The 14,235-nt window shown below is 73.2% G+C and carries 15 protein-coding genes; 8 read left to right on the top strand and 7 right to left on the bottom strand.

The window, feature by feature from the left end; genetic code table 11:
- Positions 1-111: 111 nt before the first annotated feature.
- Positions 112-534 (bottom strand): PLD nuclease N-terminal domain-containing protein, encoded by a 423-nt coding sequence (locus ACFCY1_RS32910; protein ID WP_375876948.1) that lies wholly within the window; start codon positions 532-534, stop codon positions 112-114.
- 92 nt (positions 535-626) lie between these two features.
- Between ACFCY1_RS32910 and ACFCY1_RS32905 the strand changes: the two genes are divergently transcribed.
- Together ACFCY1_RS32905 and mqnP are read left to right on the top strand one after the other, a co-directional pair.
- Positions 627-2,084, top strand: a complete 1,458-nt coding sequence (locus tag ACFCY1_RS32905) for a menaquinone biosynthesis decarboxylase (protein WP_049651533.1) — start codon at positions 627-629, stop codon at positions 2,082-2,084.
- Entirely contained in the window at positions 2,081-2,977 is an 897-nt protein-coding gene (gene mqnP / locus ACFCY1_RS32900) for a menaquinone biosynthesis prenyltransferase MqnP (protein WP_369808292.1), read from the top strand. Before ACFCY1_RS32905 ends, mqnP begins: the two co-directional genes overlap by 4 nt.
- Positions 2,978-3,052: 75 nt before the next feature.
- Here mqnP and ACFCY1_RS32895 read toward each other — a convergent pair whose 3' ends face one another.
- From ACFCY1_RS32895 to ACFCY1_RS32880, 4 genes are all read right to left on the bottom strand, one after another.
- A complete protein-coding gene (locus ACFCY1_RS32895) occupies positions 3,053-3,847 on the bottom strand; it encodes a hypothetical protein (protein WP_375876947.1) in 795 nt (264 codons plus the stop codon).
- 180 nt (positions 3,848-4,027) lie between these two features.
- A complete protein-coding gene (locus ACFCY1_RS32890) occupies positions 4,028-4,666 on the bottom strand; it encodes a hypothetical protein (protein WP_074004004.1) in 639 nt (212 codons plus the stop codon).
- A 38-nt stretch (positions 4,667-4,704) separates the two neighbouring features.
- Positions 4,705-5,460 (bottom strand): alpha/beta fold hydrolase, encoded by a 756-nt coding sequence (locus tag ACFCY1_RS32885; protein ID WP_375876946.1) that lies wholly within the window; start codon positions 5,458-5,460, stop codon positions 4,705-4,707.
- A gap of 79 nt (positions 5,461-5,539) precedes the next feature.
- Positions 5,540-6,763: an FAD-dependent oxidoreductase gene (locus ACFCY1_RS32880; RefSeq protein WP_375876945.1), complete on the bottom strand. Its 1,224-nt coding sequence runs from the start codon at positions 6,761-6,763 to the stop codon at positions 5,540-5,542.
- Positions 6,764-6,864: 101 nt separating this feature from the next.
- On the opposite strand from ACFCY1_RS32880, the gene ACFCY1_RS32875 reads away from it, so the two are divergent.
- Positions 6,865-7,671, top strand: a complete 807-nt coding sequence (locus ACFCY1_RS32875; protein WP_049651539.1) for a TetR/AcrR family transcriptional regulator — start codon at positions 6,865-6,867, stop codon at positions 7,669-7,671.
- A 104-nt stretch (positions 7,672-7,775) separates the two neighbouring features.
- Here ACFCY1_RS32875 and ACFCY1_RS32870 read toward each other — a convergent pair whose 3' ends face one another.
- Together ACFCY1_RS32870 and ACFCY1_RS32865 are read right to left on the bottom strand one after the other, a co-directional pair.
- Positions 7,776-8,492, bottom strand: coding sequence for an MOSC domain-containing protein (locus ACFCY1_RS32870; protein WP_375876944.1), 717 nt, complete (start codon positions 8,490-8,492; stop codon positions 7,776-7,778).
- A 71-nt stretch (positions 8,493-8,563) separates the two neighbouring features.
- Complete coding sequence (locus tag ACFCY1_RS32865; RefSeq protein ID WP_049651541.1) at positions 8,564-9,316, bottom strand: cyclase family protein; 753 nt, start codon at positions 9,314-9,316, stop codon at positions 8,564-8,566.
- A gap of 89 nt (positions 9,317-9,405) precedes the next feature.
- Here ACFCY1_RS32865 and ACFCY1_RS32860 point away from each other — a divergent pair, with 89 nt between their 5' ends.
- The 5 genes from ACFCY1_RS32860 to ACFCY1_RS32840 all read left to right on the top strand — a co-directional run bounded on the left by ACFCY1_RS32860 (position 9,406) and on the right by ACFCY1_RS32840 (position 14,171).
- The gene (locus tag ACFCY1_RS32860; protein WP_049651542.1) at positions 9,406-10,080 is read left to right on the top strand and encodes a UbiX family flavin prenyltransferase; all 675 of its coding nucleotides are present in this window, start codon (positions 9,406-9,408) and stop codon (positions 10,078-10,080) included.
- A 119-nt stretch (positions 10,081-10,199) separates the two neighbouring features.
- On the top strand, positions 10,200-10,658 hold the full coding sequence (locus tag ACFCY1_RS32855) for an Lrp/AsnC family transcriptional regulator (RefSeq protein ID WP_049651543.1): 459 nt from the start codon (positions 10,200-10,202) through the stop codon (positions 10,656-10,658).
- Positions 10,659-10,661: 3 nt separating this feature from the next.
- Positions 10,662-11,624, top strand: a complete 963-nt coding sequence (locus ACFCY1_RS32850) for a threonine/serine dehydratase (protein ID WP_074003999.1) — start codon at positions 10,662-10,664, stop codon at positions 11,622-11,624.
- Between the two features lie 52 nt (positions 11,625-11,676).
- On the top strand, positions 11,677-12,840 hold the full coding sequence (gene mqnE, locus ACFCY1_RS32845) for an aminofutalosine synthase MqnE (protein ID WP_049651548.1): 1,164 nt from the start codon (positions 11,677-11,679) through the stop codon (positions 12,838-12,840).
- A gap of 116 nt (positions 12,841-12,956) precedes the next feature.
- Positions 12,957-14,171: a L,D-transpeptidase family protein gene (locus ACFCY1_RS32840; RefSeq protein WP_338016324.1), complete on the top strand. Its 1,215-nt coding sequence runs from the start codon at positions 12,957-12,959 to the stop codon at positions 14,169-14,171.
- Positions 14,172-14,235 lie beyond the last annotated feature (64 nt).

Raw genomic sequence — 14,235 nt, 5'->3', positions numbered from 1 at the left:
GTCGCCGTCCGGGTTAGGGGTTGCGCAGTCGTAGGGAAGCACCAAAAATGCCGCAGCCCACCCCGCACGGTGGGGGTGGGCTGTCCGGGCGAGCGGGCGGACCCGCTCCGATCAGCTCTTCCTGCCGTCCTCGGGCTCGTCGCGGTCGCGCAGCTCCCGCTCGCGACGGCGCAGATCGGCCTCCCACTGCTTGAGCATGGACTCGTGGTCTTTGTCGTCCTTCTTCAACGAGGCGAGGAACTCGGGGTCGTCGTCCGGCGCCAGCGGGCGCCCGCCGCGCGCGGCGGGACGGCCCGCCCGGTCGTCGGCCGGGTACCCCGGGTGGGCCCCGGCGGACGCGGCCCGCAGGAAGCCGCGCTGCTTGCCGGCGATCAGCCAGGCGATCGGGCCCAGCGGCGGGAAGAGCAGCACGATCAGCACCCAGACCACCTTGGGCAGGTGCTTCACCTCGTCCTCGGGCGTGGTCAGGCAGTCCACGAACGCCCAGACCCAGAGCGCGAGCGGAAGGATGATGGTCAGAAGAATCCTCGGCACGGCTGGGATCTCCCCCCGGGCGGCGATGGTGGCGGGCGCCTTCCAGGGGCCCTTGACCCGGCCAGGCTATCGGGTGGCGGATACTGACAGGCATGGCATACGACGATCTCCGCTCGTTTCTCCGGGCCCTCGACCGTGAGGGCGACCTCAAGCGCATCAAGGCGGAGGTGGACCCGCACCTGGAGATCGGCGAGATCGTCGACCGGGTGCAGAAGGCCAAGGGCCCGGCGCTGCTCTTCGAGAACGTCAAGGGCTCGTCGATGCCCCTGGCGATGAACGTCTTCGGCACCGAGCGGCGGCTGGCCAAGGCGCTCGGCCTCAAGGGCCCGGACGACATCTCCGAGAAGATCGCCGGCCTGCTCAAGCCCGAGCTGCCGCAGGGCTTCACCGGCTTCCGGGACGCCTTCGGCAAGCTCGCCTCGATGGCGCACGTCCCGCCCCGGCACGTGAAGCCGGGTGACGCCCCGGTGCAGGAGGTCGTGCTCACCGGCGACGACGTCGACCTGGACGACCTGCCCGCGCTCTTCACCTGGCCGCAGGACGGCGGCTCCTTCTTCAACCTGGGCCTGACCCACACCAAGGACCCGGACAGCGGCATCCGCAACCTGGGCCTCTACCGGCTCCAGCGGCACGACCGCCGCACCATCGGCATGCACTGGCAGATCCACAAGGACAGCCGCAACCACGCCGCGGTGGCGGCCAAGCGCGGTGAGCGCCTCCCGGTCGCGATCGCCTTCGGCTGCCCCCCGGCCGTCACCTACGCGGCCACCGCGCCGCTGCCCGGGGACATCGACGAGTACCTCTTCGCCGGCTTCGTCGCCGGGGAGCGGGTCCGGATGGTCGACTGCAAGACGGTGCCGCTCCAGGTCCCGGCCGACGCCGAGGTGGTCCTGGAGGGCTGGCTGGAGCCCGGCGAGATGCTGCCCGAGGGCCCGTTCGGCGACCACACCGGCTTCTACACCCCGCAGGAGCCGTTCCCGGCGCTGAAGATCGACTGCGTGACGATGCGCCGCCGCCCGATCCTCCAGTCCATCGTGGTCGGCCGCCCGCCGACGGAGGACGGCCCGCTGGGCAAGTTCACCGAGCGGTTCTTCCTGCCGCTGCTGAAGATCATCATCCCGGACATCGTCGACTACGACCTGCCCGAGGCCGGCGGCTTCCACAACTGCGTGATCGTCTCGATCGACAAGAAGTACCCCAAGCACGCCCAGAAGACGATGCACGCGATCTGGGGCGCGCACATGATGTCGCTGACCAAGCTGATCATCGTGGTGGACGCCGACTGCGACGTGCACGACTACCAGGAGGTCGCCTGGCGGGCCTTCGGCAACGTCGACTACAGCCGGGACCTGACCGTGGTCGAAGGCCCGGTGGACCACCTGGACCACGCCTCGTACCAGCAGTTCTGGGGCGGCAAGGCGGGCATCGACGCGACCCGCAAGCTGCCGGAGGAGGGGTACACCCGGGACGGCGGCTGGCCGGAGATGGTGTCCTCCGACCCGGCCACCGCCGAACTGGTGTCGCGTCGCTGGAAGGAATACGGACTGTGAGCACGGCCGCTGTCGAGACACCGGGGCGCACCAGGGCGTTCCTCCGCCTGGTGATGATCGAGCACTCGGTCTTCGCGCTCCCGTTCGCGTACATCGCCGCGCTGACGGCCATGTTCCTCGCGGACAAGCGGGTGCACTGGGGCGAGCTGTTCGTCGTCACCGTGTGCATGGTGGGGCTGCGCACCTTCGCCATGGCGGCGAACCGGATCATCGACCGGGAGATCGACGCCCGCAACCCGCGCACGGCCACGCGTGAACTGGTCACCGGAGCGGTGTCGTTGAAGACCGCGTACGTCGGCTCGGCCGTCGCGCTGGTGGTCTTCCTCGGCGCGGCCGCGATGCTCAACCCGCTCTGCCTGGCGCTCGCGCCGGTCGCCGTGGTGCCGATGGTGGTCTACCCGTACGGCAAGCGGTTCACGAACTTCCCGCAGGCGATCCTCGGCATCGCCCAGGCGATGGGGCCGGTCGGCGCCTGGCTCGCGGTCACGGGCAGCTGGTCGTGGGAGGCGGTCGTGCTGGGCGTGGCCGTCGGCATCTGGATCGGCGGCTTCGACCTCGTCTACGCCTGCCAGGACGTCGAGTCCGACCGCGAGCACGGGGTCCGTTCGGTGCCCGCGCGGTACGGCGTGCCGGCGGCCATCCGGGGCGCGCGGGTGTGCCACGTCCTGACGACGCTCCTGCTGGGCTGGTTCGCGCTCCTGACGGACGCCGGAGCGGCGTTCTGGATCGGCCTCGTGGTCGTCGCGGGGGCCTTCGTGTACGAGCACACCATCGTGCGGCCGAACGACCTGTCGAAGCTCAACCGGGCGTTCTTCCAGACCAACAGCTTCGTGGGGATCTCGCTGTTCTTCTTCGCGCTGGTGGACCTGGTCGTCCGGGGGCTCGGGATCTGATCCGCGCGTCCGCCGGCGGGCTCACGGGGCGCTCCTCCCGCCTCGTCCGGGCCCGCCCGCCGCTCGTGGACCGGCTCAGCGGAACAGGGCCGCGTGGTCCCTCGCCCAGGCGTGGAAGCTGCGAGCCGGGTGGCCGGTGACGTCCTGGACGGTGCTGGTGGCCGGCTCGGGGGCGGTGAGGCGGGCGTGGACGAGGTCCAGGGCGCCGTCGACGGCGGCCGACGGGCGGCCGGCGGCGGACAACCGGTGGCGGGCGGTCTCGCGGGAGACCTCCTGCCAGGTGGCCGGGCGCCCTGTGGCCGCGCCGATGATCTCCACCTGCTCCGCCTGGGTCGGCGACTCCGGGCCGGTGAGGACGTACCGGGCGCCGTCGTGGCCGTCCTCCACCAGGGCCCGGACGGCCACCGCCGCGACGTCCCGCTCGTCCACCGGGTTCAGCCCGGCCGCGCCGCCGTAGCCCCGCACCGTGCCCCCGGCCCTGATCTCCTCCGCCCACTGCAACGCGGCGGCGAAGCCGTGCGCCCGCAGCACCGTGTGCCGCACCCCGCTGCCGGTGAGCAGCGCCTCGATCCCGCCCTCCGGCCGGCCGGGGACGGCCGAGGACAGGAACACCACCCGCCCGACCTCCCGGGCCAGCACGCCGACGGCCTCCGTGGCCCCGTCCGCCGTCGGGAACGGCCACCCCAGCAGCACCGCGCCGGCGCCCTGCACCGCGGCCTCCAGCGATGCCGGGTCGCGCAGCTCCCGCTGGGGCAGCGTCCGCACCCGCACGCCGGCCGCCGCGAGCTGCAGCCCGACGTGCCGCCCGACCGCTCCGGAGACGCCGATCACCAGCACCGGCGACGTGTCGTCAACTCGCTCATCTGTCATGCATCGAACGTAAGCGAGAAGGATGAGACGCCCAATGCGCACGGGTCTCGGGTCCATGCGCCAGCGTCTACCCCGCGGCGCGCGCCAACTCCCGCACGCCCCCTGATGCTTCGCGCTCTGGGCGGCCGCCGCCCTCCTCGGCCCCGCGGTGCGGGGTACGGGTCCGGAGGCGCCGCGGGGTCAGTCGCCCAGGTGGGGGGCGTCCGGGTGGTAGGTCCGCTGGCGTTCGACCGGGGCGGCGGCGAAGTCGCCGTTGCCGTTGACGACCTCGCCGACGCCGACCCGGGTGCCCCGGGCCCGGCCGTGGCCCTTGAGGACGCCGCCGCGACCGTCCGGGTCGGGGTGGGTGTACGGGCGGCCGGCGGCGAGCTCGACCGCGCGGGCGGAGATCGGGCCGAGGACCTGGGCGCCGGTGCCGAGGCGGCAACGGCCCGTCAGCTCGGCGCCGTTGGCGATCCTGACCTCGTCCCCGAGCTCGATGGCCTCGCCCGCCCCGGCCCTGACCACGGCGCCGCCCTCGCCGATCCGCGCGCGGCGTCCGACGGTGATCCGCCCGCCGCCGGTCGCGACGATCCGGGCGCCGCCGTACAGGACGGTGCCCGGGCCGATCGCGCAGTCGCTGTCCGCGTCGCACTCGACGGTCGCGCCCGGGTACAGGACGGTCTCCGCCGACAGCGTCACCCGCCGCGCGACCAGTACGGAGAACGGGTCGAGGACGGCCACGCCCCGGTCGGCGAGCAGCACCAGCTCGCCGGGGGTGAGGAGCCCGCGTTCGTGGCGGATGCGGTCCAGTCGGTGCCAGAGCTCGTGATCAGTCATGATCGTCGGATCATACGGAGGCCCCGGCCGGGCCGGCCTCAGTTGTGCAGGAAGCCCTCCAGCGCCGTCGCCAGGGCCACCGGGGCCTCGTACATCGGGTAGTGCCCGCTGCCGGCGAGTTCCTCCAGCTCGGCGTTGGGGTAGTGGGCGAGGAAGGTGCCGCGCATCACCTCGGCGGTGAGGGCGAGGTCGTGCTCGCCGACGATCACCTTGACCGGCACCGGGTTGCCGTCGATCCGGCGCCGCAGGTCGGCCGTCGTCCAGTCGTGCACGTAGCGGCCGAAGGCCTCGGGGGTGGACTGCCGCAGGGACTGGTCGACCATGCGGTCGAGCCAGACCCGGCCGGCCCGCTGCCCGGTGACCAGGTCGAGGATCGCGAAGCGCTTCTCCCGGTCCTCGGCCGCGCCGTAGAACAGGGCCTCGCCCGCCGCGTCCATCGGGTACTCCCCGGCCGGCACCGGGGCCAGGCCGACCAGCTTGCGCACCCGCAGCGGCGCCTCGGCGAGCACCTGCTGGGCCGCCTTGCCGCCCATGGAGTGGCCGACCAGCGAGAAGCGGTCCCAGCCGAGCTGGTCGGCCAGGGCGAGCGCGTCGGAGGCGATCTCGGCGAGCGTGTACGCGCCGGTGACGCCCTTGCGCAGCCCGTAGCCGCGGTAGTCGAGGAAGGCGTAGCCGAAGGCCTTGCCGTCGAGGTAGTCGAGGAACGGGCCCCAGCCCGCGCTGGTGCCGAACCAGTCGTGCAGGACCAGGACGTGGTGGTCGCCGGTGCCGATCAGGCGGTGAGGGATCGTCATGCCAACGGTCGTTCCCCGCGATCCGCCCGTCCGAACGGACGGTTCGCGGGGATCCGGGGCGGATGCCGCCCGCCGGGGCTCAGGCGTCGCGCCGGGCGAAGGCCGGTGCGTGCTCGGGGAGCGGGCCGAAGGCGATCAGGCGGGAGAGCAGTACCGGGAAGCCGGGGACGTGCCGGGCGAGGGCCACCAGCCGGGCGGGCGGGCCGGCCCGCTTGCCGGTGAGGACCGGCTCGAACAGCACGCTGTGCAGGACCCGCTGCATCCGCTGCATGATCACCGTCGGCCGCAGCCGGCGGTGCTGGACCCGGGCCAGGGCCGCCACGGTCGGACGGCCGCGGCGCAGCGGTTCGGCGAGCAGGGTGGCGGCCGCGACGGCGTCCTGGATGGCGAGGTTGATGCCCACCCCGCCGGCCGGGGACATCGCGTGGGCGGCGTCGCCGATCAGCAGCAGCCCGTCGGTGTACCAGCGGTCCAGCCGGTTGAGCCGGACGTCGAGCAGGTGCAGGTCGTCGAGGCTCGCCAGTTGGTCGACCCGGTCAGCGTACTGGGGCAGCAGCCGGGCGATCCGCTCGCGGAACCGCTCGATCCCCTCGGCGCGCAGCTGCGGGTCGGCGCCCTTGGCGCGGAAGTAGGCGATCTGGAAGTAGTCGGTCCGGGCGAAGCTCAGCACCATGTCGCCGGACCCGAACCCGGGGACGAGGCTGGGCGGCTGGGCCTGCTCGTGGGGGTGCCGGGGCAGCCGGAACCACCAGGTGTCGAAGGGCACCGGGAACTCCTGGGCGGCCAGGCCGGCCGCCCGGCGCAGGGTGGAGTGCCGGCCGTCGGCGGCGACGGTGAGGTCGGCGCGCAGCTCGCCCTCCTCGCCGTCCCGGGTGCGGTACCGGACGCCGGTGACCCGGCCGCCGTCCCGGAGCAGTCCGGTCGCCTCGGTGTTCATCCGCAGGGTGAAGGCGGGCTCCTGCCGGGCCTCCGCGACCAGGAAGTTCAGGAGGTCCCACTGCGGGATCATGGCGATGTAGTTGTACGGGGGCCGCAGCCGCTCGTAGGCGCTCAGCGCGACGGGGGCGGAGCCGGGAGGCTGCACCACCAGGTTGCCGAGGCGGCTCTGCGGCAGCGCGGCGAACTTCCGGCCGAGGCCGAGTTCGTCCATCAGCCGCACGGTGGAGGCGTGGACGGTGTCGCCGCGGAAGTCGCGCAGGAAGTCCCCGTGCTTCTCCAGCACGGTCACCTCGACACCGGCGCGCGCCAGCATCAGGCCCAGCATCATTCCGGCCGGCCCGCCCCCGGAGATCACGACGCTCATGGCTCTCCCCTTTCAGTGCTCGATCGATCACTGTCCGTGTGGAACCTGCATATACAGAATCTCTGGAACCGTCCCAGGTGTCAAGTAGTACGATGCTTCACATGAAGGAGCTGGTGACGGCCGCCCTCACGGCGGCGAAGGAACGGGGCCAGGACGTCGCGGACGTCCCGCTCACGGCGATCGCCGCGACGGCCGGCATCTCCCGCAGCACGCTGCTGCGCAGGCTCGGCGGCTCCCGGGCGGTGCTGGACGAGGCCGTCCGGGAGGCGGGCGTCGACCCGGGCGGACGGCCGCCGGTGCGCGAGCGCGCGATCGCGGCGGCGGCGCTGCTGGTGGCCGAGCGCGGCCTGGCCGGGGTCACCCTGGACGCCGTGGCCGACCGGGCGGACTGCTCGCTGCCCAGCCTGCACACCGTCTTCGAGGGGCGGGACGGCCTGCTCGCCGCCGTGTTCGAGCGGCACTCCGCGCTGCCCGACCTGGAGGCCCTCGCCGCCGACCCGCCGGAGACCCTGGAGGAGACCGTCCGGGCGCTCCACGCCACCTTCGCCGCGGCCTTCGTGCACGAGCCGCGGATCGTCCCGGCGGTCTTCGCCGACCTGCTCGGCCGCCCGGACGGCCCCGCCGCCCGGGTGATGGCCGCCACCCTGCCGCAGGCGCTCGCCGGCCTGGACCGGCTGCTGCGCCCGCACGTGCGGGCCGGCCGGCTGAGACCGCTGCCCACCCCGGTGCTGACCCAGCTGATGATCGGCCCGCTGCTCAACCACGCGCTGATGCGGCCGGTGCTGGAACCCGCCCTGGGGGACGGGCTGCCGTCGACGGACGAGACCGTGGAACTCTTCGCCCAGGCCTACCTGCGCGCGGTCGCCCTCCCCGCGGCGGAGTCCGGGAGCGTCGGCGACACCCCCTGAGGGGGCCCGTGACCGGCACCCCGCGGTGCCTCGTGCTCGGCTGCCGGTTCGCGAGGGTCAAGTCGCCCTTCGGGCAAGGGCGGTGACGGACGCGGGGGCGGTGGTCAGCCGAGGAGCAGCCGGTCGCCGACCCGCAGGCGGCCCGGGGTGGCGACCTCGGCGAGGGCGTCGAGCCGGCCGTCGTGGGCGTGCACGACGGCCTTGAGGATCTCGGGGGCGTGCGGCAGTCCGGGCTGCGGGGCGCCGGTCATCGCGCAGCGCTCGCTGGAGGCGACGAAGGAGAGCCGGGCGCTGCCGGGGGTCTCGCCGGAGGCCTGGCGGCCGAGCCAGGCGTCCTCGACGAACGGCGGGGTGCCGGGCGGGGTGCGCAGCACGATGTTGGGGCGGAACCGGCGCTCGTCGACCACGGTGAAGGGGACGGCCTCGCGGACCCAGTCCAGGGTGGCGGTGCTGAGCACGCTGACCGGCAGCCGGTCGAAGTGCGAGACGGCGTCCTCGCGGGCGAGTTCGACGTCCTCGCGCTGGAGGTAGGCGCGCAGGAAGGAGTTCGGCCGGTCGACCGGGCGGCCGAGCGGATCGAACAGTTCGGGGCCGTCGATCCGGTGGCCGAGTCGGGCGGAGAGGCGGAGCAGGCCGTCCATCCGGCGGAAGCGGCGGGTGTTCTTGCCCGAGCCGAGCTTCCCCGCGGCGTCGCGGACGGCGTAGAGGCGGTCGCCGGCCAGGCCGCGCTCGTCCACCTCGACGGAGTCGAGCCGCTCGCCGCCGGTGGACTTCACGGGGTAGCGCCAGAGTCGCTCGATCACTCCGATGATCTCAGCCATGGCCGGAAAGCGTACTGGCGTTGACGGGGGATGGTCTAGACCAAGTCCCCGGCCCGGGCGGAGAGTCCGGCTCAGCCCAGCCGGGCCACCGCCCGTACCGGTGCGCCGTCCGCCGCGACCAGCCGCAGCGGGAACAGCGAGACCTCCACCGGCAGGCCGGCCTCCTGGGCCGCCAGCAGCGGCCGCAGGTCGGTCAGGTTCTCGGCGATCACCCCGCCGCCGGGCGCCCCCAGCAGCACCCGGTGCGCGGCGAGCGTGGGCTCGTCGGCGGTGCCGTGGTCGTGCTCGTCGGTGAGGTCGGCGAGCAGGGCGGCCACCGCAGGGTCGCCCGGGCCCGGGTCGGGGGTCGGGTCGACGCTGAGCGCGTCCACCCCGACCGTCCGCACCCCGGCGGCGACGATCGCCTCGGCGGCGGCCGGGGTCAGGGCGGGGTGGGCGAGGTAGGCGTCGGTGCCCCAGTGCCGGGCCCAGCCGGTGGCCAGCAGCAGGACGGTGCCCTCGCCGGAGTCCGCGACCCGCTCCAGCGCGGCCGCCAGCAGCCCGGGGGTGACGGCCGCTCGGGGCTCCAGCCCGCGCAGGTCGGCGACCACGGCGGGGCCGGTGAACCGCTCCAGCGGCAGCCCGTCCAGGGTCGGCCAGGTGACGTCCACGTGGTACGGCGCGTCCACGTGCGTCCCGGACTGCGAGCCGAGGTGCAGGGCCAGCACGTTCACCCCGGCGGTGGCCGTGGTGAGCGCGGGCTCCAGCAGGACGGCCGGATCGCCGGGGTAGACCGGCATCGCGGTGGTCACCTGATGGGTGAGGTCGACGAGGGTCGCTGCCATGCGCCCATCCTCCCAGGGGCGGGCGCTCCCGGACCCCTCCCGGTCGGCCCGGTCCGGAACCACGGGTGGAGCCGGGACAGAATTGCTCCATGGGAACTGCGAAGCGTCAGCCGTGGGTGGTCGGGGTCTCGGGTGCGTCGGGGACGCCGTACGCGGCCTCGGTGATCCGCGCGCTGCTGGCCGCCGGCGAGGCGGTGGACCTGGTCGTCAGCCGCGCCGCCCGGCTCACCATCCTGGACGAGACCGGCATCTCCTTCCGGGACGCCCACTGGCGCACCGACCTCGCCGCCTGGCTCGGGAGCGACGAGGGCCTGGACGACGTCCGCTACTGGCCCGCCGGGGACTTCGCGGCCGGCCCGTCCAGCGGCTCCTACCCGGCCAAGGGCATGCTCGTGGTGCCCGCGACCACCGGCGCGGTGGCCGGGATCGCGCTCGGCCTGAGCAAGGACCTGCTGCAGCGCGTCGCCAGCGTCACCCTCAAGGAGCGCCGTCCACTCGTCGTCTGCGTGCGCGAGACGCCACTCAACGGGGTGACGTTGAAGCACCTGGTGGAGCTCGACGCGCAGGGGGCGGTCGTCCTGCCCGCTTCGCCCGGTTTCTACGCCGGCGGCTCCACCGTGCGCGAACTCGTGGATTTCGTGGCCGGACGGGTGCTGGACGCCGTCGACGTGCCGCATTCCCTGTACCTGCGCTGGGAAGGGGAGTTGGGGGCGGCCGCCCGCAAGACGGCCGCCGGCGAGGGCGCACCGGCTGAGGGGGAGTAAGGAGACCCGGGGCGGGAGAGTATCTTCTCTGCGATATCCGGGTCGTTCGGCGCACGGCGCCTTTGAATCCGGATAATGATCTGTGGGTCTGGTGAGGTTCGGAAGGACGCGGACGGTATATGGACACGGTGGACAGACAGCTCATCCAGGCGCTCCGGGAGAACGGCCGTGCGTCCTACGCCGAGTTGGGCCGGCTGGTCGGGCTCTCCGGCCCGAGCGTCACGGACCGGATCAACCGCCTGGAGCAGGCCGGGGTGATCACCGGCTACCGGGCGACGGTCAACCCGGCTTCGCTCGGCTTCGGCGTCACGGCCCTGATCGGCCTTCAGCTCACCGACGCCGCGGACCACGAGGACGTCGCGCACCGGCTGAAGGACCTCAACGAGGTCGAGGACTGCTGGTTCATCGCCGGTGACGACTCCTACATGCTGAAGGTCAGGGTGGCCGACGTGGCCGGCCTGGAATCGGTGGTCAAGCGGATCTCGGGCACGAAGGGCGTGGCCCGGACCCGCACCACCGTCGTACTCTCCACCAAGTGGGAAAACCGGGTGAGTGAACTTCCTCCTGTAGGAGAGTGACGTATGGCACTGGTCGGTCTGGAGGAGCTGCGCGCGGCTCGGCAGCGGATCGCGGGGGTCGCCGTGCGCACCCCGCTGGTTCCCGCCCCCTGGGCGGCCGAGGGGGAGCGGCGGCTCTGGCTGAAGCCCGAGAACCTCCAGCCGACCGGGGCCTTCAAGACCCGCGGCGCCTACAACCGGCTGGCCGCGCTCACCGAGGACGAGCGCGCCCGGGGCGTGGTCGCCCAGTCCAGCGGCAACCACGCGCAGGCGGTGGCGTACGCGGCCCGGGAGCTCGGCATCAAGGCCGTGATCGTGATGCCGGACACCTCGCCCGCGGTGAAGGTGGAGGCCACCCGCTCGTTCGGCGCCGAGGTGATCCTGGTGGCGCCGGAGGAGCGGGACACCCTGCCCGGTGAGCTGGCCGGGAAGCACGGCTACGTCTGGGTGCCCCCGTACGACGACCCGTTCATCATCGCGGGCCAGGGCACGGTCGGCCTGGAGATCGCCGAGGACGCCCCGGCCGACCTGGACACCGTCCTGGTGCCGGTCAGCGGCGGCGGCCTGATCGGCGGGACGGCGGCCGCGCTCAAGCTCACCCGCCCCGGCATCCGGGTGATCGGCGTGGAGCCCGAGCTGGCCGCCGACGCCCGGGCCAGCCTGCGGGCCGGCCGCCGGGTCGAGTGGCCGGTCGCCGACACCTACCGGACCATCGCGGACGGGCTGCGCACCCCGTCGCTCGGCGTGCTGCCGTTCGAGCACGTCGCCGCCTACGTGGACGACATCGTCACCGTCACCGAGGACGAGATCCGCGCCACCGTGGCCGTGCTGGCCCGCCGCGGCCGGCTCGTCGCCGAGCCCTCCGGGGCGGTCGCCCCGGCCGCCTACTTCCACCGCGCCGCCGAGACCGGGGGCCAGTCGGTGGCGGCCGTGGTCAGCGGAGGCAACATCGACCCGACACTGCTCGCCGAGCTGCTCTCGGCATAGGCGTACGCTCATTCCGGCAAGGAATCGAATGTCGGAGGAGGCGGGTCACCGCATGGACGCAGGGCTCAAGCGCGAGCTGGAGGCGAAGGTCTACGCGGGTGAGCGGCTGACCCGCGAGGACGGGATCGCGCTCTACGAGAGCGACGACCTGGCCTGGCTGGGCGGGCTGGCCCACCACGTGCGGACGCGGAAGAACGGCGACGTCGTCCACTTCAACGTCAACCGTCACCTCAACATGACCAACGTGTGCAGCGCGTCCTGCGCGTACTGCTCGTTCCAGCGCAAGCCGGGCGAGAAGGACGCGTACACGATGCGCATCGAGGAGGCCGTCCGCCTCGCCAAGGCGATGGAGGTCGACTCCCTCACCGAGCTGCACATCGTCAACGGGCTGCACCCGACGCTGCCGTGGCGCTACTACCCGCGCTCGCTGCGGGAGCTGAAGGCGGCGCTGCCGAACGTCTCGCTGAAGGCCTTCACCGCCACCGAGATCCACTGGTTCGAGAAGATCAGCGGCCTGCCCGCCGACGAGATCCTGGACGAGCTGATTGACGCCGGCCTGGAGTCGCTGACCGGCGGCGGCGCGGAGATCTTCGACTGGGAGGTCCGCCAGCACATCGTCGACCACGACACCCACTGGGAGGACTGGTCGCGGATCCACCGCCTCGCGCACGGCAAGGGCCTCAAGACGCCGGCCACCATGCTGTACGGCCACATCGAGGAGCCCCGCCACCGGGTGGACCACGTGCTGCGGCTGCGCGAGCTCCAGGACGAGACCGGCGGCTTCCAGGTCTTCATCCCGCTGCGCTACCAGCACGACTTCCACGACTCCAAGGACGGCGTCGTGCGCAACAAGCTGATGGCCCGCACGGAGATGGCCACCGGCGCCGAGGCGCTGAAGACCTTCGCGGTCTCCCGGCTGCTCTTCGACAACGTCCCGCACGTCAAGGTCTTCTGGGTGATGCACGGCGTCACCACCGCCCAGCTGGCGCTCAGCCACGGCGCGGACGACATGGACGGCTCGGTGGTCGAGTACAAGATCACCCACGACGCGGACAACTTCGGCACCCCGAACAAGCTCGGCCGCGACGACCTGCTCGGGCTGATCCGCGACGCCGGCTTCCGCCCGGTGGAGCGCAACACCCGCTACGAGGTCATCCGCGAGTACGACGGCCCCGACCTGGAGCGTCGCGAGACCCCGCAGGCGATGCGCCTCTGACCTGCGAAGATCCCCGCCGCCCGGACCGCTCGTCGGCCCGGGCGGCGGTTGTCTTCACGGCCTCCGCACCTGACCCGGGTTTACCAACGGGTACGGCGTTTGGCAGGATCGACAGCATGTCCGGTTCTCATCGCGCCACCGAGTACCCGTCGTACGAGCCGATGCGGGAGCCGGTGTACGGGGTGCCGCAGCAGTCGTACGAGCAGCCGTACCCCGAGCACGAGGCGTACCGGCAGCCCGTTCCGCAGGAGTACGGCCAGGGCGTGTACCAGCCGTACCAGCAGACTCCTGACGGCTACTCCGAGGCGTACGACCAGCCGTTCCAGGCCTACCAGGGTGAGCCGGAGGGCGGCTACGAGGCGGCGTCGGTGTACCAGCCGGTGCCCGCGCCCGAGACCGTCCCCTTCGAGCCCGGGCCCGTCGTGCTCGCCGCCGCTCCCGCCGCACCCGTGGCGGGTTCCCGGACGGCCGCGCGGGGACGGCGACGCAAGGCCAAGCAGAAACGTCACGGCAAGGCCGTGATGGCCGGCACCGCGCTGCTGGTCGCCGCCACCGCCGGCTGGTACGCCGTCGGCCAGGACGGCGCCAAGCCCGGCATCGCCGCCGCCGACGGCCCCGGCCCGGAGGGCGTCAGCAAGCCCGACCACCCCGCCCCGGCCCCCGCGGCCGCCCAGGCCGCCTCCGACCGGCAGGCCGCGGCCCCCGCCGCCGACCGCAGCCAGACCCGTACGGACGGCTCGGTCGCCGCGATACCCGGCCTCGGCGCGAAGTTCACCGCGCAGATCCCCGCCGAGACCGCCCAGGTGCTGGTCGCCTCCGGCCAGGACAAGAACACCGACAAGAACGCCGTCACCCTCTGGACCCGCACCCCCGAGGGCCGCTGGCTGGCCGGCGAGACCTGGCAGGGCCACAACGGCAAGAGCGGCTGGACCACCGACCACAACGAGGGCGACCTGCGCAGCCCGATCGGCGTCTTCAGCCTCACCGACGCGGGCGGCCGCAAGGCCGACCCGGGCAGCAAGCTCCCGTACGACAAGGACCCGAGCTTCGTGGTCTCCGGCACGGGCTTCTTCGGGGACCAGCTGGCCGGCTCCTTCGACTACGTGGTCGCGATCAACTACAACCGGGTCCCCGGCAACTCCCCGCTCGACCCGCGCCGCCCGATGGGCTCCAAGAAGGGCGGCGGCATCTGGCTCCACGTGGACCACGACGGCCCGACCCACGGCTGCGTGTCGATCCCCGAGGACAAGATGGCCCAGCTGATCCGCACCCTGGACCCGGCCGCCCACCCCGTCGTCGTGATGGGCGACGCCTCCACGCTGGCACTCTGACCCCGGAGTCCGCGGAAGCCGGGCACGGAACCCGGGCGCCCCAAGGCCCCTTGTCCACCTCCTA

Origin of the sequence: Kitasatospora sp. NPDC056273 (assembly GCF_042268845.1) — a bacterium.
Classification (GTDB): domain Bacteria; phylum Actinomycetota; class Actinomycetes; order Streptomycetales; family Streptomycetaceae; genus Kitasatospora.
The sequence above is the reverse complement of the archived record's forward strand: the minus strand, read 5'-3'. Positions and strand labels throughout refer to the sequence as shown.